The 23,473-nt window shown below is 73.9% G+C and carries 16 protein-coding genes; 14 read left to right on the forward strand and 2 right to left on the reverse strand.

Going from position 1 to position 23,473, the window contains the following annotated elements; translation table 11 throughout:
- The first annotated feature begins 429 nt into the window (after positions 1-429).
- The gene (gene clpX, locus FRAAL_RS08275) at positions 430-1,728 is read left to right on the forward strand and encodes an ATP-dependent Clp protease ATP-binding subunit ClpX (protein WP_011603087.1); all 1,299 of its coding nucleotides are present in this window, start codon (positions 430-432) and stop codon (positions 1,726-1,728) included.
- An 81-nt stretch (positions 1,729-1,809) separates the two neighbouring features.
- Here the strand turns inward: clpX and FRAAL_RS08280 are convergent, their stop codons facing one another.
- Positions 1,810-3,102 carry a bifunctional folylpolyglutamate synthase/dihydrofolate synthase gene (locus FRAAL_RS08280; protein ID WP_011603088.1) on the reverse strand — a complete coding sequence of 431 codons (1,293 nt, stop codon included), beginning with the start codon at positions 3,100-3,102 and terminating at the stop codon, positions 1,810-1,812.
- 154 nt (positions 3,103-3,256) lie between these two features.
- Here FRAAL_RS08280 and FRAAL_RS08285 point away from each other — a divergent pair, with 154 nt between their 5' ends.
- From FRAAL_RS08285 to FRAAL_RS30280, 10 genes are all read left to right on the forward strand, one after another.
- A complete protein-coding gene (locus FRAAL_RS08285) occupies positions 3,257-4,774 on the forward strand; it encodes a folylpolyglutamate synthase/dihydrofolate synthase family protein (protein ID WP_011603089.1) in 1,518 nt (505 codons plus the stop codon).
- Positions 4,775-4,878: 104 nt separating this feature from the next.
- Entirely contained in the window at positions 4,879-5,292 is a 414-nt protein-coding gene (gene ndk / locus FRAAL_RS08290; protein ID WP_011603090.1) for a nucleoside-diphosphate kinase, read from the forward strand.
- 623 nt (positions 5,293-5,915) lie between these two features.
- The gene (locus FRAAL_RS08295; protein WP_009739818.1) at positions 5,916-6,947 is read left to right on the forward strand and encodes a rod shape-determining protein; all 1,032 of its coding nucleotides are present in this window, start codon (positions 5,916-5,918) and stop codon (positions 6,945-6,947) included.
- Positions 6,948-7,225: 278 nt separating this feature from the next.
- The gene (gene mreC, locus FRAAL_RS08300; RefSeq protein ID WP_050997048.1) at positions 7,226-8,221 is read left to right on the forward strand and encodes a rod shape-determining protein MreC; all 996 of its coding nucleotides are present in this window, start codon (positions 7,226-7,228) and stop codon (positions 8,219-8,221) included.
- A 6-nt stretch (positions 8,222-8,227) separates the two neighbouring features.
- Positions 8,228-8,770 (forward strand): rod shape-determining protein MreD, encoded by a 543-nt coding sequence (gene mreD, locus FRAAL_RS08305; RefSeq protein ID WP_011603092.1) that lies wholly within the window; start codon positions 8,228-8,230, stop codon positions 8,768-8,770.
- Positions 8,767-11,184 carry a penicillin-binding protein 2 gene (gene mrdA / locus FRAAL_RS30275; RefSeq protein WP_011603093.1) on the forward strand — a complete coding sequence of 806 codons (2,418 nt, stop codon included), beginning with the start codon at positions 8,767-8,769 and terminating at the stop codon, positions 11,182-11,184. Before mreD ends, mrdA begins: the two co-directional genes overlap by 4 nt.
- A gap of 151 nt (positions 11,185-11,335) precedes the next feature.
- On the forward strand, positions 11,336-12,571 hold the full coding sequence (gene rodA / locus FRAAL_RS08315) for a rod shape-determining protein RodA (RefSeq protein ID WP_041940304.1): 1,236 nt from the start codon (positions 11,336-11,338) through the stop codon (positions 12,569-12,571).
- A 187-nt stretch (positions 12,572-12,758) separates the two neighbouring features.
- Entirely contained in the window at positions 12,759-14,840 is a 2,082-nt protein-coding gene (locus FRAAL_RS08320; protein ID WP_083866735.1) for a TIGR03960 family B12-binding radical SAM protein, read from the forward strand.
- Positions 14,824-15,585: a TIGR03936 family radical SAM-associated protein gene (locus FRAAL_RS08325; RefSeq protein ID WP_041939018.1), complete on the forward strand. Its 762-nt coding sequence runs from the start codon at positions 14,824-14,826 to the stop codon at positions 15,583-15,585. The genes FRAAL_RS08320 and FRAAL_RS08325 overlap by 17 nt, the downstream gene beginning before the upstream one ends.
- A gap of 115 nt (positions 15,586-15,700) precedes the next feature.
- The gene (locus FRAAL_RS30280; protein WP_011603097.1) at positions 15,701-19,822 is read left to right on the forward strand and encodes a ribonuclease E/G; all 4,122 of its coding nucleotides are present in this window, start codon (positions 15,701-15,703) and stop codon (positions 19,820-19,822) included.
- Between the two features lie 144 nt (positions 19,823-19,966).
- Here the strand turns inward: FRAAL_RS30280 and FRAAL_RS08340 are convergent, their stop codons facing one another.
- Positions 19,967-20,560 (reverse strand): hypothetical protein, encoded by a 594-nt coding sequence (locus tag FRAAL_RS08340; protein WP_011603098.1) that lies wholly within the window; start codon positions 20,558-20,560, stop codon positions 19,967-19,969.
- A gap of 468 nt (positions 20,561-21,028) precedes the next feature.
- On the opposite strand from FRAAL_RS08340, the gene rplU reads away from it, so the two are divergent.
- The 3 genes from rplU (at position 21,029) to obgE (ending at position 23,470) form a co-directional block, all read left to right on the forward strand.
- Complete coding sequence (rplU, locus tag FRAAL_RS08345) at positions 21,029-21,346, forward strand: 50S ribosomal protein L21 (protein ID WP_041939020.1); 318 nt, start codon at positions 21,029-21,031, stop codon at positions 21,344-21,346.
- Between the two features lie 5 nt (positions 21,347-21,351).
- Positions 21,352-21,621 carry a 50S ribosomal protein L27 gene (gene rpmA, locus FRAAL_RS08350; protein WP_009739808.1) on the forward strand — a complete coding sequence of 90 codons (270 nt, stop codon included), beginning with the start codon at positions 21,352-21,354 and terminating at the stop codon, positions 21,619-21,621.
- A gap of 214 nt (positions 21,622-21,835) precedes the next feature.
- Positions 21,836-23,470, forward strand: coding sequence for a GTPase ObgE (gene obgE, locus FRAAL_RS08355; protein WP_011603100.1), 1,635 nt, complete (start codon positions 21,836-21,838; stop codon positions 23,468-23,470).
- Positions 23,471-23,473 lie beyond the last annotated feature (3 nt).

Below are 23,473 nucleotides of genomic sequence, written 5' to 3' on the forward strand. Positions count from 1 at the left end.
CGGACGCGGTGCCGGACGACAGGCCGGACGACGGGCACTCACCGGACTCCCGGCGCAGGTCGGGGCGCCGGTCGGGTGCCTCGCGCGCCCCGCGGCCGACGCCTCGCGCGGCACGATGCCGCGCGAGGTCGCCGGCGCGGCGCGGGGCGGTCGGGGGCCGGCCTGCGCGACGCGCCGACGGGTCGAAAGTGGTCGGCCGCTCGATGTCCGTGACGCGTTGGCCTTATGGGACTGCGCGGACGCGCGAGGACGGCCATGGTGACCGTAGGCTGACCGGTATGAGCCGAGCGATAGGGCACTCACCGGGCCGCTCGGCGGGGTACCGTCCCCACGGGGATGGTTGCAGGCAGACACGCGACGACCGGGCGGTGTCAACCGCCCCTGACACGCAGGCGACACCATCGTCTGGACGAAGGGACTGAGTCCTCGGTGGCACGCATCGGTGATGGCGGTGACCTGCTCAAGTGCTCGTTCTGCGGTAAGTCGCAGAAGCAGGTGAAAAAGCTCATCGCCGGCCCTGGCGTCTACATCTGTGACGAGTGCATCGATCTGTGTAACGAGATCATCGAGGAGGAGCTCTCCGAGTCCTCCGAGCTCAAGTGGGACGAGCTCCCCAAGCCTCGCGAGATCTACGAGTTCCTCGACAGCTACGTGGTGGGGCAGGAGACGGCGAAGAAGACCCTCTCCGTCGCGGTCTACAACCACTACAAGCGGGTGCAGGCCGGTGGCTCGGGCGGGGGCGGTGGTGCCGAGGGCGCCAAGGCCGAGGTCGAGCTCGCCAAGAGCAACATCCTGCTGCTCGGCCCGACCGGCTGTGGCAAGACGCTGCTGGCCCAGACGCTGGCGCGGATGCTCAACGTCCCGTTCGCCATCGCCGACGCGACCGCGCTGACCGAGGCGGGCTACGTCGGCGAGGACGTCGAGAACATTCTGCTCAAGCTGATCCAGGCCGCCGACTACGACGTCAAAAAGGCCGAAACCGGGATTATCTATATCGACGAGGTCGACAAGATCGCCCGCAAGTCGGAGAATCCCAGCATCACCCGGGACGTGTCCGGCGAGGGCGTCCAGCAGGCCCTGCTGAAGATCCTGGAGGGCACCACCGCGAGCGTGCCGCCGCAGGGTGGGCGCAAGCACCCGCACCAGGAGTTCATCCAGATCGACACGACGAACGTCCTGTTCATCGTGGGCGGGGCCTTCGCCGGGCTGGACCGGATCATCGAGTCGCGGATCGGCAAGAAGTCGCTGGGCTTCCGTGCCGTGCTGCACGGCAAGGACGACCCGGACGCCTCCGACGTGTTCGGCGACATCATGCCCGAGGACCTGCTCAAGTACGGCATGATCCCGGAGTTCATCGGCCGGCTGCCGGTCATCACCAGCGTGTCCAACCTGGACCGCGAGGCGCTGATCCGGATCCTCACCGAGCCGAAGAACGCCCTGGTCCGGCAGTACAAGCGGCTGTTCGAGCTGGACAGCGTCGATCTCGACTTCACCTCCGACGCGCTGGAGGCCATCGCCGACCAGGCGATCCTGCGCGGCACCGGCGCCCGCGGCCTGCGGGCGATCATGGAGGAGGTGCTGCTGTCGGTGATGTACGACATCCCGAGCCGCAAGGACGTCGCCCGGGTCGTCGTCACCCGCGAGGTCGTCCTGGAGCACGTCAACCCCACGCTCGTGCCGCGGGACGTCGCCTCGAAGCGGGCGCCCCGCCAGGAGAAGTCGGCCTGAGGCCGCAGCCGGGCCGGGGCGGGACGGGATCCCACTGCCCGCTCCGCCCCGCCCCGTCCCGGCTCCGAATCAGCTCCCCGGCTACTCCGCCAGCGCCCGTCGCGCCTCGGTGAGGTGGTAGAACGACCCGGTCACCAGGATCGCGCCGGTCGTCCCCGCCCGTCGCCGGGCGAGCCGTACCGCGGCCGCGACCCCCGGGGCGCTCTGCGCGGGGATCGCCCACCGACGCGCCGCCTCGACGACCTGCTCGGCCGGGATCGCCCGAGGGGACGCCGGTTCGCACGCCACCAGCGAGTCGATCGGCTGGCCGCGAAGCTCCGCCAGGGTGGCGGCGAAGTCGTGGCCGCGCAGCGCGCCGTAGACGAGCGTCCAACGCCGCCCCGGGAACTCCTCGGCGAGCGAGCGGGCCAGCGCCGCCGCCGCCGCCGGGTTGTGGGCGCCGTCGAGCACGCGCAGCGGAGCCGTCCCGACGATCTCCAGCCGGCCGGGCGCCCGCACCGAGCCGAGCCCGGCCCGGACCGCCTCGGCGGGCAGCGGCCGGCCGAGGAACGCCTCCACCGCCGCCAGCGCGCACGCGGCGTTGGCCTCCTGGTAGGCGCCGTGCAGGGACAGCAGGACGTCGTCGTGACGGCCGGCGGGGGTGCGCAGATCGCCGCGGCGCCCCGCGGGGTCGGGACGGCCGCCGGACATGGCGAAGTCCCGGCCCAGGCGCAGGACCCGGGCCGCCGGCGTCCGCGTGAAGACGTCGTCGAAGCGGGCGTCGACCTCGCCGAGCACGAGGTCCGCGCCGGGCTTGACGATGCCGGCCTTCTCCCGGGCCACCCCGGCCAGGCTTCCCGCGTAGTCGAGATGGTCCGCGCCGATGCCGGTGACGACCGCGACGCGGCCATCGGCGATGTTCGTGGCGTCCCACCGGCCGAGCAGCCCGACCTCGACCACCGCGGCGTCGACGGCCCGGTCGGCGAACCAGTAAAACGCCGCGGCCGTCAGCAGTTCGAAGAAGGTCGGCCGGTCCGCCATCGGCGCGGCCGCGTCCACCGCCGCGCCGACGCAGCGGGCGAACTCGGCGTCGTCGATCGGCCGGCCGTCGACGACCAGCCGCTCGTTCGTCCGCTCCAGGTGCGGGCTGGTGTACTGGCCGACCCGCAGGCCCGCGGCGCCGAGCAGGGCCGAGGTGATCCGCGCCGTCGACGTCTTGCCGTTCGTGCCGGTCAGATGGATCATCGCGGCCCGGTTCTGCGGGTCGCCGAGCCGGCGGGCCAGCTCCCGCATCCGGTCCAGGCTCGGCACCGGCGGCTCGGCCGTGATCGCCTGCTTCTCCAGGTCCACCGAGCTGGCCAGCGCGGCGCATGCCGCCTCATAGGTCCACGTCACCTGCTGTTCCCGCCTCCTTCACCCGAGCTCGACAGTAGCGACCCGCGCAACCCGGACGAGTCGGCCGTGCTGCCGGCGGCGGTCGACGGGCAGGTCGGCGGGCCGCCGCGGTGCCCGGGGACCGCCGGTCGTCCGGACTCGTAGGATCGGGGCCGTGACAGGCGCCGCGGCGAACGCCGGCACCACCTCGACATCCGGATCGACATCGGGATCGACATCCAGATCGACGTCGGGATCGGCATCCGGCGGTGACGCCTGGGCGGGTCCCGCCCCGTTCGCGGCCGCGTACGCGCAGCGTGCCGCCGTCGCGGTCCCGCCGGGGCTGGCGCGGCTGCGCCGCCTGCTGGACCTGCTCGGTCAGCCGCAGCGGGCCTTCCCCAGCATCGTGGTCGCGGGGTCCGTGGGAAAGAGCTCCACCGTGGCCGCCATCAGCGCGCTGCTCGACGCCTTCGGCATCCGCGCGGGCTGCCTGCGCTCGCCCGGCTGGCTCGGCAGCGCCCAGCAGGTGGGCCTGGCCGGCGCGGCGATCTCGCCCGACGTGCTCGGGGCGGCCTTCGACGACATCGCGCCGTACCTGCCGCTGATCGAGGATGACGGCCCGCTGAGCGCCGTCGAGCTGCTCGCCGCCGTGGCCTTCGCCGCGTTCGCGGACGCCCCGGTCGACGTGGCCGTCGTCGAGTCGGGCTGGGACGGTTCGGTGGTGCTCGGCGACCTGGCCGACCTGCTCGACGCGCCCGTGGCCGCGATCACCCCGGTGGCGGTCACCGGCCCGGACGGCGTCGCCGGGGTGAACCCGCTCGACGCCGTCGACGCCTTCGGCAGCGCGGCCGACGCCGTCGACGCCGCCGTGCTCGCCGGGGACACCGACGCCGCCGAGGCGGAGCTCGCCCGGATCGCCGCGCGGGTCGGCTCGGCCATCCGGGCGGACACCCTCGTCGTGCTCGCCCAGCAGGCCCTGCCGGCCGCGCAGGCGCTGCTGCGGCGGGCGGCCGGCAGCGGGGCGACGGTGGCCCGGGAGGGCATGGAGTTCGGCGTGCTCGGCCGCCGCATCGCCGTCGGCGGGCAGGTGATCACGCTGAAGGGGCTCGGCGGCACGTACGACGAGCTCTTCCTGCCTCTGCACGGCGCCCATCAGGCGCATGACGCGGCGGTCGCCCTCGCCGCGGTCGAGGCGTTCCTGGGCGGCGGCCGCAGCGCGCTCGACCTCGACGCCGTCCGGGCGGGGCTCGCCCAGGTCGACGTCCGGGGCCGGCTGGAGGTCGTGCGCCGCTCACCGACGATCGTGCTCGACGTCGCCCAGGACCCGCTCGGCGCGGCGGCCCTCGCGGGCGCGGTCGAGGAGGCGTTCGGCTTCGACGTGCTCGTCGGCGTGGTCGCCGTCGACGGCGACGAGGCGCTCGCCGCCCGGATCCTGGCCGCGCTCGAGCCGGTCCTCGCCCACGTGGTCGTCACGAGCGGGGCGACGGCGGCGGCGCTGGGCGTCGACGATCTCGCGGCCGTGGCGACGGGTGTGTTCGGCGCCGACCGGGTCGAGGTCGCCCCCCGGCTCGACGACGCGGTCGACGACGCGGTGCGGCTCGCCGAGGAGGACGCCGACCTCGGCGGAGCCGGGGTGCTGGTGACGGGTTCGGCCCCCGTTGTGGGTCGGGCGCGGGCGTTGCTGCGGTCCTGAGGTGGCCCGGTTCGGCCATGGTGATGGCGCGGGCACCCTGTAAGTTGACACCGGGCCCGCGGGCCCGTCGAGGACGACGAAGTCGATGATCGAGAAGGAGTACCGTGTCCGCCGAGCGCACCCTCATCCTGGTCAAGCCCGATGGCGTCAGCCGTGGCCTCGTCGGTGAGGTGGTCGGCCGGCTGGAGCGCAAGGGGCTCACCCTGGTGGCCCTGGAGCTGCGTACGCTGGAGCGCTCCGTCGCCGAGACGCACTACGGCGAACACGCCAGCAAGCCCTTCTTCGGCGAGCTGGTCGACTTCATCGTCTCCGGCCCGCTGGTCGCGCTGGTCGCCGAGGGTCCGCGGGCCGTCGAGGCGTCGCGTGGGCTGATCGGCGCCACCGACCCGGTGAAGGCCGCCCCCGGCTCGCTGCGCGGCGACTACGCGCTGGAAATCGGCCAGAACCTCGTGCACGGCTCCGACTCGCCGGAGTCCGCCAAGCGCGAGATCGACCTGTTCTTCCCCGGCCTGAGCTGACCTGCGCCGGCTCGTCCGTCCTCGTCCGTCCTCGTCCGTCCTCGTCCGTTCGGCGGGTGCGGACGGACGGGCACCCATCCCCGCTGGCACGGATGGGTGAGTGGTCGCGGCGTGGTCCCGGGCGGACCGGACGACGCCGTGCGCTCACCGGATTCGGGTGAGTTCCCCGGCGCCGCGTGGCCCCCGGGAGTCCTCGTCCGCGCAGCTGTGGACGCACTCTGCTGATCGCAGCCGGCTGTTTCGTGCCTGCATCGCGTCTTCGTCCGTCCGTCGGGGCCTCGTTGAGACGCGTTGCGTAGGGGGGCTGTCACCCGTTGATGGTCGTTGGGTCGGTCTGACCCAAGGGTGACACGAGCCGTCCCGTGACCGGCCGGGGCGGCGGGGGGCTGCCCGGCGGTCTACCCTTCAAGTACTTGCCCGGAGCGTGTCCGGTGGGTCGCAGTGACCGGCTGTGACGGTTGGTTGCCGCGGTCGTTTCCGCGTGGGGCGCTCCGGGTCGTCCTGCCCGATCTACGAACCCTGTACGTGTTCCACGCGCTTCTCCGGCTCCCTGGCTGGCCGTGCCGTCGGCCGCGCCGGAGGCGGCCAGGACCGCATCCCCCCGGGAAGGTCGGTACCCGACGATGTCCAGTTCGCTGTCGTTCCTCGGTCGTGACATGGCCGTCGATCTCGGTACCGCCAACACCCTGGTGTACGTGCGCGGCCGCGGGATCGTGCTCAACGAGCCGAGCGTGGTCGCCATCAACACCACGACCTCCGGCATCCTCGCGGTCGGTACGGACGCCAAGCGGATGATCGGCCGAACCCCGGGGAACGTCGTGGCCGTGCGCCCCCTGAAGGACGGCGTCATCGCCGACTTCGAGACCACCGAGCGGATGCTGCGGTACTTCATCCAGAAGGTGCACCGGCGGCGCCATTTCGCCAAGCCGCGGCTGGTCGTCTGCGTGCCGTCGGGGATCACCGGGGTGGAGCAGCGGGCCGTAAAGGACGCCGGCTACCAGGCCGGCGCCCGCAAGGTGTACATCATCGAGGAGCCGATGGCCGCCGCCATCGGCGCGGGCCTGCCGGTGCACGAGCCGACCGGCAACATGGTCGTCGACATCGGCGGCGGGACGACCGAGGTCGCCGTGATCTCGCTGGGGGGCATCGTCACCAGCCAGTCGATCCGCACCGCCGGCGACGAGCTGGACGTCGCGATCATCTCCTATGTGAAGAAGGAGTACTCGTTGATGCTCGGCGAGCGCACCGCCGAGGAGATCAAGATGGCGATCGGCTCGGCGCACAAGGTGCCCGACGAGCCCAGCGCCGAGATCCGCGGGCGCGACCTCGTCACCGGCCTGCCCAAGACGATCGTGGTGACCGCGGAGGAGATCCGCAAGGCGATCGAGGAGCCGGTCAACGCCGTGATCGACGCGGTGAAGGTGACGCTGGACCGCTGCCCGCCGGAGCTGTCCGGCGACATCATGGACCGCGGCATCGTCCTGACCGGCGGCGGTGCCCTGCTGCGCGGGCTCGACGAGCGGTTGCGGCACGAGACCGGCATGCCCATTCACATCGCCGAGAACCCGCTGCACTCGGTGGCCATGGGCTCGGGCAAGTGCGTCGAGGAGTTCGAGGCGCTCCAGCAGGTACTGATCTCGGAGCCGCGGCGGTAACGGGCCGCGGTCGCACCCCCCGGCGCGTCCCTGCGGGCGCTGTCCAGGACGTCCCCACCGGTGGGGAGTTTCGTGTCAGATCCGGGAACGTCGCGGCGATGTGGATCGTCCGACCTCAGCGACGGACCGCGCGCGGCGGCCGGCTCCGGCCGGCGCCGCCGGCCCGTCGCCACCCGGCCGGTGCCGTGCCCGCCCCGCGGTGAGCGGGCAGGTGCCCCGTGCCGCCCGGCGCCTGCCGTGCGGCGGCGCGGGGCCTGAGAGCTTGTTCGGAGGCTGCTGTGGGGCGTGACACGAGGCGATCCCGCCTGGTGATCGTCGCCTTGCTCATCGCCGCCTTCACCCTGATCACCCTCGACTACAAGACCGGCCGCTCCGCCAGCGGAGCCCGCGGGGTCGTGCACTCCGTCCTCGGCGGCGTCGAGGACGGCGTGACCGCGGTGACCCGGCCGATCGGCCGGACCGCCTCGTCGCTGGGCCATCCGAACCGTTACCACGACCGTGCCGACCGGCTGGCCCAGGAGAACGCCGGGCTGCGCCGCCAGCTCGCCGACAACGCCGAGATCGGCCGGATGTCCAAGCAGCTCGGCGACCTGCGGCTGATCGCGGACAAGGGCCGGTACTCGATCGTGCCGGCCAAGGTCATCGCGGTCGGCGACGTGACGGGCACGGACTGGACCGTCACCATCAACGCCGGCCGGGACGACGGCGTCGACGTCGACAAGACCGTCCTCAACGCCGACGGGCTCGTCGGCACCGTCTCCTCGGCCACGGCCCACACCGCCGTGGTCCGCCTCGCCTGCGACCCGGGCAGCCGGGTCGGCGCCCGCCTGGAACGCACTCAGCTGCTCGGCGCCGTGGCCGGCGGCCAGGGGCCGAGCACGCTGACCTTCACCCTGTACGACGCCTCCTATCGGGTGCAGAAGGGCGACCGGCTGGTGACCTTCGGCAGCATGGACTACGTCGCCGGCGTGCCCATCGGCGTCGTCACCAAGGTCACCGACGTCGGCGGCCTGTCCCGGACGGCGGAGGTCAGGCCGTACGTGTCGGTCGGGACGCTCGACCTCGTCGGCGTGGTCGTCGGCCGGCCGGCGACGGACCCGGGTGACCGTCTGCTGGCGCCGCAGCCGGTGCCGACCCCGCCGGCCGCGCAGCCGCCCGCGTCCGGCCCGGCCAGTCCCGGCACGACGACCTCCGGCACGACGACCTCCGGCACGACCGGGCCCGGCTCGACCACCTCCGGGACGATCCAGCCCGGCCAGGGCGGGGCGGGCTGACTGGGCATGTGGGACATCGCCGGCTCCGCGGACACCCTGCGCGCCCGCACCTTCGTCGCCGCAGTCGCGCTGCTGTCGGTCGCGCTCGTCGTGCAGGTCTCGATCGTCGCCCGGTTGGGCCTGCCCGGCGGCCGGCTGGACCTCGTGCTCATCCTGCTGGCCGCGATCTCGCTGCTGGAGGGTCCGCTGGTCGGAGCGGTCAGCGGGTTTGTGGTCGGGGTGTTGGCCGATCTGGCGTCAAGTCACGTTCTCGGCCAGTCTGCTCTCGTTATGTGTCTGGTCGGTTACGCTGTCGGCCTGGTGATGGATGCGGCGGAGCGGTCGGTGGCGGTGCCCCTCGCGGTGATCGCCGGAGCCTGCGTGGCGGGCACCCTGGGCTACGCGGCGACGACCTCGATCTTTGGTGAGGCGGCGCTGACCGGCGGCGAGGCGGTCGTCCGCGCGCTGGCCGCCGGCGTCTACGCGGTGCTGCTGACCCCGTTCCTGTTCCCGTTGCTGGCCGCGGGCTCCCGGCGGTTGTCCGGCCGCTCCCGGCGGGGCGGCCGATGAACGATCGGATGCGCATCCGCGTCCTGCTGCTGCGGGTGCTGGTCCTGTCGCTGCTGGCGACCCTGGGTGCGCGGCTGTGGGTGCTGCAGGTTCTCGACGGGGACCACTACCGCCAGGTCGCCGAGACGAACCGGGTGCGCGAGGTGGTGACCCCCGCGACCCGCGGGATGATCCTCGACGACCGTGGCCAGCCCCTGGTCCGCAACCGCACCTCGCTGGTCATCTCGGTGAACCGGTCCGCGACGGACCGGCAGGCCGACCACGGCAAGGCGGTCCTCGCCCGGCTCGCCGGGGTGATCAACACCCCGGCCGACGAGCTGACCAGGCGGATCAGGTTCTGCACCGCCCAGGTGAAGCCGCCGTGCTGGAACGGCTCGCCCTACCAACCGGTTCCGGTCGCCAAGGACGTCAGCCCCCAGCAGGCGCTCGCCGTCATCGAGCATCCTGACCGCTTCCCCGGCGTGTCGGCGGATCTGCAGGCCGTGCGCGAGTACCCGCACGGCTCGCTGGCCGCGCACGAGCTGGGGTACCTCGCCCCGGTCACCCAGGACCAGCTCGACAAGCAGGGCGACGAGAAGGGCTACCACCTCAACAGCCTGATCGGCGTCGCCGGTCTGGAGAGCACCTACGACGACGAGCTGCGCGGCACCGACGGGGTGGAGCGCCTGGAGGTGGACCGCTTCGGCCGGGTGGCCGGCACCGCGTCGACCACGGCGCCGATCAGCGGCGACCACCTCGTGCTCAACCTCGACCTCGGCGTCCAGCAGGCGACCGAGCAGGCACTGCAGGACACCATCAACCAGCTCGGCGGCGGCAACCGGACCGCCTCGGCGGTCGTGCTCGACGTGCGCACCGGCGGCGTCGTCGCGATGGCCAGCCTGCCGTCGTACAACCCGTCGGTGTTCGTCGGCGGCGTTTCCGAGCAGGACTACCGGGCCCTGTCGGACCCGGCCAACGGCATCCCCCTGCTCTCGCGGGCCTACCAGGGCTCGGGGGCGGCCGGCTCGACGTTCAAGGCCGTCTCCACCGCCGTCGCGATGCAGAACCTGGGCGCCAGGGGCGACCAGCGCTTCGACTGTGCCCCGGCGCTGCAGATCGGCGACCAGGTCTTCCACAACTTCGACGGCGAGTCGGCCGGGCCGATCACCCTGCACCAGGCGCTCGTCATCTCCTGTGACGTCATCTTCGACCAGTTCGCCTACGATTCGTGGCTCGCCGACGGCGGCCTGCGCAATGGCCGTGGGCCCTACGCGCCGCCGAAGGAGTACTTCGTCCGGATGGCCCAGGCCATGGGCTTCGGCAAGGCCACCGGCCTGGACCTGCCCGGGGAGGCCAAGGGGTCCGTGGTCGACCGCGCCGGCGCGAAGGCGATCTGGGAGGAGCTGAAGGACTCCTACTGCCGGCGGGCGAAGAACGGCTACCCGGAGGAGCACGACCCGGTCAAGGCGGAGCGGTTCCGCAAGTACGCGGCCGAGGCGTGCGTGGACGGCTACCTCTACAACGCCGGCGCGGCCACCCAGTTCGCGATCGGCCAGGGGCAGTACCTGTCGCTGAGCCCGCTGCAGCTCGCCACGGCCTACGCCGCGATCGCCAACGGCGGCACCCTGTGGAAGCCCACACTGGCCAAGGCTGCGGTCGCCCCGGACGGCCGGGTGGTGCAGACCTTCCCGCCGCGCAGGGCCGGGACGCTGCCGGTCTCCCCGGAGATCCTCGCCTACATCCGCGGCGGCCTGGCCGGCGTCACCACCGAGGGCGGCGGCACGGCGACCGGCGTCTTCGCGGACTGGCCGAGCACCATCGTCCCGATCGCCGCCAAGACGGGCACCGCCGAGGTCGAGGGCAAGGGCGACACCTCCTGGTTCGCCTCCTTCGCCCCGGCGAACGACCCACGCTTCGCCGTCGTGGTGACGATCCCGGATTCCGGCACCGGCGCCGAGTACGCCGCCCCGGTCGCCAAACGGATCTACCAGGCCATCTACGGCGTCGGGCAGGCGGCGGCGATGCCGGGCGGCCAGCCCCCGGGCGCCCTGCCGAAGATCAACCGGGACGGGACGATCGCGGCGACGTCCGCCGCGGCGGCGTTCCCGTCGATCATCCCGTCCCCGGCGGGATCCGTGCCGGCGTCGCAGGCGGCGTCGCAGGCGGCGCCGCCGGTCGGGACCGTCGTGGCGCAGCCGGTGTCGGCGCCGGGACGGGGGCCGGTCGCCGGAGCGCCGGTCGGTGGTCCGCTTGCGGTGCTGCCCGCGCTGTCGACGGCCGTCGACGCCGCCCGCACCGGCCCCGCAGTGGCGACCGGTGGGACCGGCCCGGCCGGCTGGCACCGGCCGGCCGGGATCGCGGGGCCGCCCGCCGCCGTCGGCGTCCTGTCGTCGGCGCCGAGCCGGGCCCCGCCCGCGGGCACCCCGCGCCCGTGACCCGCCCCGCCGGACCACCCGGTGTCGGCGTGGTCCCGGGCGCGCACGGACGGCCGGGCCGATGTTCAGGAGCACGACGTCCCCGGTCCGGTGATGTCCGGCCGGCCCCGTGCCGGCCGGGCGATGAAGGCGACGTGTGGGAGGAGGCGTGGTGAACCAGGAGGCGGGACCGACCGCGCTGCGTTCGTCCCCGGTACCCGTCCGAGGGCGGATCGGGCAGCTGCGGGACCGCGCCTCCGGGCGCCACTCGCCGCTGCGGCGGCTCGACTGGACGTTGCAGCTCTGCGTCATCGGCCTGTCCGTCGTGGGCGCGTTGCTGGTGTGGTCGGCGACCCGCCAGCGCCTCGGCGAGGCCGGCGCTGATCCGCAGACGTTCCTCAAGCGCCATCTGCTGAACCTCGCCATCGGGCTGGTGCTCGGTGCCATCGCGACCGTCGTCGACTACCGGGTGCTGCGCGCGTACGCGCCGTTCGTCTACCTCGGCTCGCTCGTCGGGCTCGTGGCGGTGCTGCTGTTCGGATCGACGATCAATGGCGCGCACTCGTGGATCGTGCTGCCGGCCGGCTTCCAGCTGCAGCCGTCGGAGTTCGCCAAGGTGGCGCTGGTCGTCGGCGCGGCGATGCTCCTGGGGGAGCAGCACGAGGACCGCCAGACCGGGATCCGGCGCAGCGCCCCCGGCCACGGCGACGTCCTGCTCGTGCTCGGACTGACCGTGGTCCCGATTGCGCTGATCATGCTTCAGCCGGACTTCGGCACGGTCATGGTGCTGGTCTTCACCACCCTCGGCATGCTGGCGGTCAGCGGGGCGCCGCGGCGGTGGGTGCTGGGGCTGATCCTCTGCGGGGTGCTGTTCGGCAGCGCGATCCTGCAGTTCCATCTGCTCCAGCCGTACCAGGAGGCCCGGCTCACCTCGTTCGTCTCCGAGAACAAGGCCTCCTCCGGCACCGGCTACAACGTCGCCCAGGCCATGATCGCGATTGCCAACGGCGGCGTGACCGGCCGCGGCCTGCTGCACGGCCAGCAGACCCAGGGGCAGTTCGTCCCCGAGCAGCAGACCGACTTCGTGTTCAGTGTGGCCGGCGAGGAGCTGGGCTATCTCGGCGCGGGCGGGATCATCGTGCTGCTCGGCGTGGTGCTGTGGCGGGCGCTGTCGATCGGTTTCGCCTCCCAGGACTCCTTCGGCGCGCTGATCGCGACCGGCGTGGTCTGTTGGTTCACCTTCCAGTCGTTCGTCAACGTCGGCATGTGCCTGGGGATCATGCCGGTCACCGGCTTGCCGCTGCCGTTTCTGTCCTACGGCGGCTCGTCGATGTTCGCCAACATGATCGCCGTCGGACTGCTTCAGAACGTCCGCCTACGCTCGCGCTCCGACCCCTACGCCCTGTAGCCGCCGCCCGGCCTCCCCTGCTTGTCCAGAGGGATGAATCGGGCGCGGAAGCCTCCGGACAAGCAGGGAGCCTCACCTGGAGGGACGGGTCGGGCGGGCGGTGGGCGTGGATGGTCGGGAGTGTCCCGAGCTTCGGCTGATCGCTCGGACGCCTGGTGGGGTGCGCCCGTGCCGTAGGCTCGCCTGCATGTCCGGACAGTCGCTGTTCGCTCGCCTGGAGCCGCTGCTCCCGCGGGTGCGAAGGCCCGTGCAATACGTCGGTGGCGAGGGGAACTCCATCGTCAAACCCTGGGACGCCGCCGCGGTGCGCTGGGCCCTGATGTATCCGGACGCCTACGAGGTCGGCCTGCCCAACCAGGGGCTGCAGATCCTCTACGAGATCCTCAACGAGCAGCCGGACGTGCTCGCCGAGCGGACCTACTCGGTGTGGCCCGACCTGGAGGCGCTGCTGCGCGAGCACGGCCTGCCGCAGTTCACCGTGGACGGCCACCGGCCGGTCGGCGACTTCGACGTGCTCGGCGTCAGCTTCTCCACCGAGCTCGGCTACACCAACATGCTCACCGCGCTCGACCTCGCCGGGATCCCGCTGTACGCCGAGCGCCGTGGCGAGTCCGACCCGCTGGTCGTCGCCGGCGGGCACGCCGCGTTCAACCCCGAGCCCATCGCCGGGTTCGTCGACGCCGTGGTGCTCGGCGACGGCGAGCAGGCCGTGCTCGGCATCACCGACGTGATCCGCGCCTGGAAGGCGGCCGGCGCCCCCGGCGGGCGCACCGAGCTGCTCGCCCGGCTCGCCCGGCGGCGGCTGGTCTACGTGCCGGCGTTCTATGACGTCGCCTACCGGCCCGACGGCCGCATCCAGGCGGTCACCGCCAACCGCGACGACATCCCGGCCCGGCCGACCAAGCACACACTGTCTGACCTCGACTCCTGGCCGTACCCGAAGGCGCCGCTGGTCCCGCTCGCCGAGACGGTGCACGAGCGGATGAGCGTGGAGATCTTCCGCGGTTGCACCAGGGGCTGCCGGTTCTGCCAGGCCGGGATGATCACCAGGCCGGTGCGGGAACGGAACATCGAGACCATCGGCGCCATGGTCGAGGCGGGGCTGCGGGCCACCGGCTTCAACGAGGTCGGCCTGTTGTCGCTGTCCAGCGCCGACCACACCGAGATCGGGGAGATCGCGACCGGCCTCGCCGACCGCTACGACGGCGGCAACGTCTCGCTGAGCCTGCCCTCGACCCGGGTCGACGCCTTCAACGTGACGCTCGCCAACGAGTTCTCCCGCAACGGCCGGCGCAGCGGGCTGACGTTCGCCCCGGAGGGCGGTTCCGAGCGGCTGCGCAAGGTCATCAACAAGATGGTCAGCGCCGAGGACCTGGTGCGCACCGTCAGCACGGCCTACGCCCACGGCTGGCGCCAGGTGAAGCTCTACTTCATGTGCGGCCTGCCGACCGAGACCGACCAGGACGTGCTGGAGATCGCCGATCTTGCCCGGGAGGTGATCCGGGCCGGTCGACGCGCCAGCGGCCACCGCGACATCCGCTGCACGGTCTCGATCGGCGGCTTCGTCCCGAAGCCGCACACCCCGTTCCAGTGGGTGGGTCAGGCGTCGCACGAGGTCACCGACGCGCGCTTGAAGCTGCTGCGGGACACCGTGCGGGCCGACAAGGAGATCGCCCGCGCCGTCGGGTTCCGCTACCACGACGGCCGTCCCGGCATCATCGAGGGCCTGCTGGCCCGCGGCGACCGTCGGGTCGGCGCGGTGATCGAGCGGGTCTGGCGCGAGGGCGGTCGCTTCGACGGCTGGAACGAGCACTTCTCGTTCGAACGCTGGGAGTCGGCGTGCGCCGCCGAGCTCGAACCGCTCGGGGTCTCCCTCGACTGGTTCACGACCCGCGAGCGCGACGAGCGCGAGGTGCTGGCGTGGGACCACCTCGACGCGGGCCTCGACCGGGACTGGCTGTGGGCCGACTGGCAGGAGGCGCTGCGCGAGACCGAGCTCGACGACTGCCGGTGGACCCCCTGCTACGACTGCGGCGTCTGCCCCACGATGGGGACGGACACCCAGATCGGCCCGACCGGCCGGTCGTTGCTGCCGGTGGTGGGCGTGTCGGCGGGTTCGCCGGTGGTCGCCTCCCGGGTCGAGGTCGCCGAGGTCGTCGAGTCGGCCGACTCGGCCGAGTCGGCCGGGGCCGGCAGCGGTGCCGGCGACGGGCCGGCCGGCGACGTCCGGCTCGACCCCGCTGCGGTGGGTAGTGGCACGCCGGCCTGAGGGGCCGCCGCCCCCGCCGGTGGTCCAGCGGGTTCGCCTGCGCTTTGCGAAGCGAGGCAGGCTGCGATTCCTGTCACATCGGGATGTGGCCCGTACCTTCGAGCGGGGGCTGCGCCGGGCGGCGGTGCCGATGGCGTATTCGGCGGGTTTCAGCCCGCATCCCCGGATCTCCTGGGTGGGTGCCGCGCCCACCGGCGCCGCGAGCGAGGCCGAGTACGTCGAGCTGGCGCTGGCCGTGACGGTGGAGCCGGCGCTGCTGCGGGCCGCCCTGGACGCGGCGCTGCCGCCCGGACTGGACGTGGTGGGCGCCGTGGCGGCCGAGGGCGCCGGACTCGCCGAGCGGATCGACGCCTCCCGGTGGGTGGTGCGGCTGCCGGGGGTCGCGGAGCCCGAGCTGCGCGGCGCGGTGGCCGAGTTGCTGCGCCGTGATGTCGTCGAGGTCGAGCGCGCGACCAAGGACGGCCGGCGCCGATTCGATGTGCGTGCGGCCATGGTCTTGGCCGTTTGTCGTGCAGAGAACGACACGTGTGCGATACTGGAGATGGTCGTGCGGCACACGACGCCCGCTGTGCGACCAGACGACGTGCTGACCGCCCTTGGCGTGGTAGCCGGTCTGCGCCCGTCGGTGCCGCCCGAGCCAACCCGGCTGGAGCAGGGCCGACTGCGCGAGGATAGGACGCTGGCGGACCCGCTGGCGCCGGACCGCAACGACGCTGGCCGGCTGGCAGGTCGGTCATCAGCGTGATGCAGGGCGTCGCAGGCTTTCCCGGTGGCACCCTAGCCGGACCGAGACATTGGCTTCTGCGCGGCCGCGACTGCACGAGGCAGCGCGCCCGGGAGCCCGAGAGGCTTCTTAACCCGTGCCCGACGATGATCTGACCACTCAGACCGAATCCGAATCCACTCGCCCAGCGCCGCGTCGGCGCAGGGCCGCAGGGCGGGCCGCCGGTCCGCCCCCCGAGCACCCGGACGGGTCCGCTCCCGACGGCGCCGTGGCAACCGCCGCCCCGAGCGTGACCAGCGACGCGGCCGGCTCCCCGGCCCCCGCGGCCGGTTCCGGCGACGACGCCGTACCGCCCGGCGAGCCGGCGTCCGCCGACGCAGCGCCCGCCCGCCGGCGAACGAGGACCAGCTCCACGACGCGCACCCGCTCGACCCGGGCGAAGGCGGCCGACACGAGCGTTGCGGCCACCTCCGACCCGACCGAGGCGCAGGTGGCTGCCACGGCCGAGCCGGCCGTCTCCGGGGCCGTCCCGCCCGACGACCCGGCCACGTCGTCTGGCGTCACGTCGCCGGCCGTCACGCTGCCGGCCGTCACCGCCTCGTCCGAGACCGCCACGCCCGCCGGTGGCAGCGCCGCTGCCGGTGACGTCACCGGCGAGGGTGCCGAGCCGGCCGCGCCGGCCCGTCGTACCCGGGCGACCCGCAGCCGCCGCGCCGTCCGTGACGTCGCCGCGGCGGAGATCCCGACCCCGGAGATCCCGACCCCGGCCGAACCCGTGGCCGAAGCCGACGCGACAGCTCTGCCTGTCGCCGGAGCGCCGTCCAGGGAGACCGCGGCCACGCCGCCTGTCGAGGACACGCCGAAGCCCAAGCGGACCCGTGCCCGGCGGGCCACGTCCGGCCCGGTGACGGCACCTGCCGTACCCCCCGCCGCCGAGGCCACCGCCGCTGCGACGGAACCCGCCGCCCCTGGCGCTGCCACGGAATCCGCGGCGGCCGAGGCCCCTGCCTCCGAGCCGTCGGCTGCCGAACCGGCGCCGGTGGCCGCCACCGAGCCCACCGAGGCCGGAAGCGGGGAGCCCACCAGGACTCGAGCCACCCGTACCCGGACCACCAGGCGTCGCGCGACGGCCGCGAAGGGCGCCCCCGAGGCCGCATCCGGTTCCGCGCCGGCGGCGGAGGCGCCGGTCGCCGGATCTTCGGCTGCCGACGTTCCCCCCGGCCCGGTCCCGGCGAGCGAGGTTTCGGCCGAGGAGAACCCCACGGTCGCCGTCGCCGAGCCGTCCGCGGTCGCTGGATCGTCGGCCGTCGCCGAGCCACCCGCAGTCGAGTCGCCCGCCGTCCAGCCGTCCGCCGTCCAGCCGTCCGTCGTCGACGCCGTCCAGCCGCTCGGGGTCTTCGAGGCCCCGGCCACGGGCACGCCGTTCGGTTCGGCTCCCGTGTCCACACCCGCCACAGGTTCTGCACCCGCCGAGGGACAGGCACCCGCCGAGGGACAGGCACCGGCCGAGGACGAGCCGGCGCAGCCCGAACCGGCCGCCGCCGAATCGGCGCCGGCCGGCACCCGCACCCGGACGAGGACCCGGCGGGTCACCGCCCCGACCTGGGCCGGCATCGGCGACGAGCCGCCCGCCGAGCCCGTCTCCCGCCCGGCGGCCCGCCGTCCGGTGGCGATGGTGACCTTCCAGGCGCCGGAGCCGGCGGCCGCCGAGGCGCCGCGCTGGCGGCGTGCCGACGCCGTCGGTGCGGACGAGGCGGGACCCGCCGTCGAGCCGGCGCCGACCGCCGCCGCCGAGCGGCCCGTCGAGGCGGAGCCTGCCGACGATGACATCGACATCGACACCGTCGTCGAGGAACTCGCCGCCGTCGACGAGGACGGCGAGTTCGACGAGGATGACCAGGCCGGCGGGTCGGGTTCCACCCGCCGCCGGCGGCGTGGCCGGCGGGGTCGTGGCCGGGCCCGCGGCGACGAGGACGGCACCGAGACCGACGTCGAGGACGGCGCCGGCGAGACCGACGAGGCCCCGCACGCCGCGGCGGCCGCGGACGCCGCCGATCGTCCCGGGCGGGGCGGCGAGCTGGAGCCCGCCGCCGCGGACGGCGGCGAGGCTGCGGAGCGCGCCGAGGACGGCGACGACGACGACGAGGACGATCGCGCGGGCGGTTCCCGCCGGCGTCGGCGGCGGCGTCGGCGTGCCGGCGGCGACGAGCCGGCGGTGGTCGACGACCCGCCGAACACGGTCGTGCACGTTCGGGAGGTCCGCCGGGACGAGGACCTGGTCCGCGGCCTGAGCGGCTCGACCCGGCTGGAGGCCAAGCGCCAGCGGCGCCGTGAGGGCCGCGACAGCGGCCGGCGCCGCCCGCCGATCGTCACCGAGGCCGAGTTCCTCGCCCGCCGCGAGGCGGTCGAGCGTCGCATGATCGTGCGCCACGCCGGCGACCGCACCCAGATCGCCGTCCTCGAGGACAGCGTGCTGGTCGAACACTTCGTCACCCGGGCGAGCTCGGCGTCGTACGCGGGCAACGTCTACCTCGGCCGGGTGCAGAACGTGCTGGCCAGCATGGAGGCGGCGTTCGTCGACATCGGCAAGGGCCGCAACGCCGTCCTGTACGCCGGCGAGGTCAACTACGACGCCTCCGGGCTCGACGGCCGTCCCCGCAAGATCGAGCAGGTGCTCAAGTCGGGGCAGTCGGTCCTGGTCCAGGTCTCCAAGGACCCGATCGGCCACAAGGGCGCCCGGCTCACCAGCCAGATCAGCCTGCCGGGGCGCTACCTCGTGTACGTCCCGGACGGGCAGAACGCCGGCATCAGCCGCAAGCTGCCCGACACCGAGCGGGCGCGGCTCAAGAGCATCCTCAAGAAGATCACACCCGAGGACGGCGGCGTCATCGTGCGTACCGCCGCCGAGGGTGCCAGCGAGGCCGAGCTCGAGCGTGACATCGAACGGCTGGCCGCGCAGTGGGAGGACATCCAGCGCCGCGCCAAGAAGGCATCCGCGCCGTCGCTGCTCTACGGCGAGCCGGACCTCGTCGTGCGCGTGATCCGCGACATCTTCAACGAGGACTTCACCGAGTTGGTCGTCCAGGGCTCCGGCGAGGCCGCGACGATCGAGGAGTACATCGACGCCGTCGCCCCCGACCTGCGCCCGCGCATCCGCCGCTACACCGGGTCCGGGGACGTCTTCGTCGACTACCGGGTGGACGAGCAGCTCGCCAAGGCGCTGGACCGCAAGGTCTGGCTGCCGTCGGGCGGATCGCTGGTCATCGACCGCACCGAGGCGATGACGGTCATCGACGTCAACACCGGCAAGTTCACCGGCAAGGGCGGCAACCTCGAGGAGACCGTCACCAAGAACAACCTGGAGGCCGCGGAGGAGATCGTCCGCCAGCTCCGGCTGCGGGACATCGGCGGGATCATCGTCATCGACTTCATCGACATGGTCCTGGAGAGCAACCGGGAGCTGGTCCTGCGCCGGCTCACCGAGTGCCTCGGGCGCGACCGCACGCGCCACCAGGTCGCGGAGGTGACGAGCCTCGGGCTGGTCCAGATGACCCGCAAGCGGGTGGGCCAGGGCCTGCTGGAGGCATACAGCGAGCCGTGCGTGCACTGCAACGGCCGCGGCGTGCTCATCCACCTCAACGGCGGCGGGCACGCCCACCAGCCGGCCGCCTCCGCCGCCTCCGCCGGCTCCGGCGCGGGCCAGTCCGAACCGGCCGCGGTCGGATCCGGGTCCGGCGGGTCGGGCCGGCGCTCGCGCGGCGCCGCCACCCGTGCCGCCGGGGGCCCCGCGCTCGTCGCGGCCGCCTCGGTCGGTGCTGCCGTCGGGGCCGCCGAGGTGGCAGACGGCGTCGTGTCGGCGGCGGACCTCGGCCAGCCGGCCGCGGCGGGCAACGACGACGCCGGCGTGGTGGCCGGCGCTGCCGGGGGTGCCCCCGACTCGCCGTCGGCGCCCACCGGCGCGGTGGCGGACGCCAGCGCTGTCGGACCGATCGTGACGGCGAACGGCAACGGCCACGTTCCCGCGGGAGCGGTGACGGTGGCCGCCCCGGCGGCCCCCCTCGCACAGAGCGGTGGTGGGGCCGCGACACCGCCTGTGTACGCGAATACCGACGACCCCGACAGCCTCGCCACCGCCGACAGCGGTGGGGCCGCCGGCAAGCCCGTCCGGAGCCGGCGGCGCCGGGCGTCCCGTCCGGTGTCGAAGCCAGCCGAGTCGCTGGAGTCCGTGCCGCCCTCGGCGGAGTCCACCGGCGCCTGACCGGCCGCGGCAGGCACTGCGCGTGCCCGCCGCGCCGAGCGGCGCGGGCACGCGAGCCCAGGTAGGTCGCCCCGTCCCGTCCGGATTCCTTCGGACGGGACGGGGGGGCGGCCGACCGGGAGGCGCGGTCGGGCTGAGGCGGCCTCAGGCGGCGGTCGGACCGGCCGGAGTCTGCGACGTGGCCGGGCCGGAGCGGACGAACCCGCGGCCCGGGTTCTCGCGCATCAGCAGGTCCAGGGTGGCCCGGGAGCGCGACAGCGCGACCTCGACGGCCTGGTGGGCCCGCCCCGCGTCGCCCATCTGCAACGCGTATGACGCGATCGTCAGCGACTGGACGAGATCGTCCTGATCGGCGAGGTCCGGGCTCATCCGCTGACGCGGCGAACCGTCCTGCCCCGCATCCCCGCTCACCGGCTGCGTCGCGGGCACCCCCCAGGCGGCCGGATCCCGACGCCGCAGGGCGATCCATCCCGCCGCCATCGCGGTCCCCACGAGCCAGCAGGCGCCCGCCCACGGCGGCACACCGGCGAAGGCCGTCAGGGCCAGGCCGACCACGACCAGGGCTGCCAGCGCGCCGGTCGCGGCCGGCACCGTACCGGGAACCGAGCCGTGGCGGCGGGCCGCCTCGGCCGCTGGGCGGCATGCCACGACGAGCGCCATGGCGGTCCCGGCGCCCGCGGTCCAGACGAGCAGTTGCCAGACCATCCCCATCACCCCCGACGCGACGTTGCTTCCCACGATGCTGTCTGCGGCGTCGAAGCCTCACGATCCATCGTGGAACTGCGCCATGTGGACGTTCCATGCTTCTCCTTCCCCGGCCGGCTCCACCATGGCCCGTCCGGGTCATCCGGAGATATGGCCCGCATGCGGGGGGACAGCGGGACGCGACCGGGGGTGACCGGTCCGCCTGCGGTTCGGCGGGTCCCGGCCGGCTGGCGCCCGCCTCGGCGTCTGGCGCACGCCTCGGCGTCTGTCGTCGCCCCGGGCGGCCGTCGGCGGGGACCACCGGCGCGGCTCCCGATCGTCACCCCCGCGGCGATGACCTGTAAGGTGGAGTCCGCGCGTTCATCCGGACTGGGCCCGGCCCACCGGAGGAGCCGCTCGACGGCTGCTGTGCGGCCGGCGGCGGCGGGGGGCGCACCCAAAGCTCCGCGGGGAACGTGGTTCCGTGCGGTCACAGCGGTTCAACAACAGCAGGGAGATCTGGTGTACGCGGTCGTTGCCAGCGGCGGCAAGCAGCACAGGGTCGCCGTCGGCGATGTCGTCGACGTCGAACTCCTTTCCGGGAAGCCGGGCGCGGCCGTGAACCTTCCGGCGCTCCTGCTCGTCGACGGCGACTCGGTCACCCACGAAGCCGGCGCGCTTGCGTCCGTCGAGGTGACCGCCGAGGTGGTCGGCGTCGTCAAGGGTCCGAAGATCCGGATCCACAAGTTCAAGAACAAGACCGGCTACCACAAGCGTCAGGGCCACCGCCAGAAGCTGACGCGTCTCAAGGTGACCGGCATCGAGACCGGGAAGGCCTGAGCGAGATGGCGCATAAGAAGGGCGCGAGCTCCTCGCGCAACGGTCGGGACTCCAACGCCCAGCGGCTGGGCGTGAAGCGTTTCGGTGGGCAGTTCGTCAAGGCCGGCGAGATCATCGTCCGCCAGCGCGGCACCCACTTCCACCCCGGTGAGCTGGTCGGCCGAGGCAAGGACGACACGCTGTTCGCACTGTCGGCCGGGCACGTGCAGTTCGGCCACCGGCGCGGCCGCCGCGTCGTGAACGTGGTCGAGCAGGTGGCGGCGCCCGCCGCCTGACTTGCCCGGGCGGTGATGCCGGCCGGCGGAGCCAGACCTGGCTCCGCCACCACAGCGCCGCCCCGACGCCACGCACACAGCCGCGCGCATCATCCCGCCTGGGTTTGGTGCGCGCGGTTTTGGCATGTACGTACGCACGACGGGGATGAGGCGGGCCGCCGGCTGACGGCGGCACGCGGACCGTACGAGACGGACCAGGGAAGAGGGGGCAGCGATGCCGACCTTCGTCGACCGGGTGGTGTTGCACGCGGCGGCCGGCGACGGCGGCCACGGCTGTGCCTCCATCCACCGGGAGAAGTTCAAGCCGCTGGGCGGTCCGGACGGCGGTGACGGCGGCCGCGGCGGCGACGTGCGCCTCGTCGTGGACCCGAGCGTCACCACGCTGCTCGACTTCCACTTCCATCCGCACCAGCGGGCCTCGCGCGGCCGGCCCGGGCAGGGCTCGAACCGCAGCGGCGCGGACGGGGAGGACCTCATCCTCCCCGTGCCCGACGGCACGGTCGTCCTCACCGGCGACGGCGAGCAGCTCATCGACCTGGTCGGGGCGGGCAGCGCGTTCGTCCTCGCCCGAGGCGGTCGCGGTGGTCGGGGGAACGCGGCGCTGGCCTCCGCCCGGCGCAAGGCCCCCGGATTCGCCGAGCTCGGCGAGCCCGGCGAGTTGCTCGACGCCGTCCTGGAGCTCAAGACGGTGGCCGACGTCGCGCTCGTCGGCTTCCCCAGCGCGGGGAAATCGTCCCTGGTGTCGGTGCTGAGCGCCGCCAAGCCCAAGATCGCCGACTACCCCTTCACCACCCTCGTGCCCAACCTCGGAGTGGCCCGGGCGGGGGATCATCCGCCGTACACGGTGGCGGACGTCCCGGGTCTCATTCCCGGCGCGAGCGAGGGGCGTGGCCTGGGCCTGGAGTTCCTCCGGCACATCGAGCGCTGCTCGCTGATCGTGCACGTGCTGGACTGCGCGACCCTCGAACCGGGACGCGACCCGCTGACCGATCTCGACGTCATCGAGGCCGAGCTCGCGGCGTACTCCGCCGATCTGTCCGACCGTCCCCGGCTCGTCGTCCTCAACAAGATCGACGTGCCCGACGCCGCCGACCTCGCCGACCTGGTCACCGCCGATCTGCGAGCCCGTGGGCTCGACGTGTTCGCGGTGAGCAGCGCCACCCGGCGGGGGGTGCACGCGCTGTCGCTGGCGTTGGCGGAGCGGGTCGCGGCGCTGCGGGCGGCGGCGCCGAGCCGCGCGGCGACCCGCGTCGTCCTGCGCCCGCGGGCGGTGAACGAACCCGACTTCACCGTGACGTCGCACGGCGATGGTTTCCTCATCTCCGGGGCGAAGCCGCAGCGGTGGGTGCGCCAGACCGACTTCACCAACGACGAGGCCATCGGCTTCCTCGCCGACCGGCTCGCCCGGCTCGGGGTGGAGAAGGAGCTCGCCCGCCTCGGCGCGACCGCGGGCGTCGAGGTCACGATCGGCGACGTCACCTTCGAGTGGGAGCCGACCCTCAGCGGCGGCGGGCTGGGCGGCGCTGGGCTGGCCGGCGATGGCACCGCCGTGGATCTTCTCGGCGCCGACGAGCCGGGAGCGGGTGCCCAGGCCGCCGCGGCGGGGGAGCGGAGCCCGGGCGTCCCGACGGCCGCGCCGCCGCGTCCCGCGGGTCGCGCGGTGGCCGCGACGGCCTCCCTGGGGCCCCGGGGCAGCGACGACCGGCTCAGCGGCTCGGTCCGGCTCACCCGGGCCGAGCGGATGGCCCGGGCGCGGCGCGCCCGCCTGTCCGACGCCGACGCCGACGCCGACATCGACGCCTCGGGCGCCGACGCCCGGACGGGCGGCGCCGTCGACGCGGACGCGTAGGCG

The sequence above is a fragment of the Frankia alni ACN14a genome (genome assembly GCF_000058485.1).
GTDB lineage: Bacteria > Actinomycetota > Actinomycetes > Frankiales > Frankiaceae > Frankia > Frankia alni.

What these genes read in the sequence shown, in the direction of transcription:
- FRAAL_RS08295 (WP_009739818.1), top strand. Translation starts at nt 5,916, where the DNA reads ATGTCCAGTTCGCTGTCGTTCCTCGGTCGTGACATGGCCGTCGATCTC.
- mreD (WP_011603092.1), top strand. Translation starts at nt 8,228, where the DNA reads ATGTGGGACATCGCCGGCTCCGCGGACACCCTGCGCGCCCGCACCTTC.
- mrdA (WP_011603093.1), top strand. Translation starts at nt 8,767, where the DNA reads ATGAACGATCGGATGCGCATCCGCGTCCTGCTGCTGCGGGTGCTGGTC.
- FRAAL_RS08320 (WP_083866735.1), top strand. Translation starts at nt 12,759, where the DNA reads ATGTCCGGACAGTCGCTGTTCGCTCGCCTGGAGCCGCTGCTCCCGCGG.
- rpmA (WP_009739808.1), top strand. Translation starts at nt 21,352, where the DNA reads ATGGCGCATAAGAAGGGCGCGAGCTCCTCGCGCAACGGTCGGGACTCC.
- obgE (WP_011603100.1), top strand. Translation starts at nt 21,836, where the DNA reads ATGCCGACCTTCGTCGACCGGGTGGTGTTGCACGCGGCGGCCGGCGAC.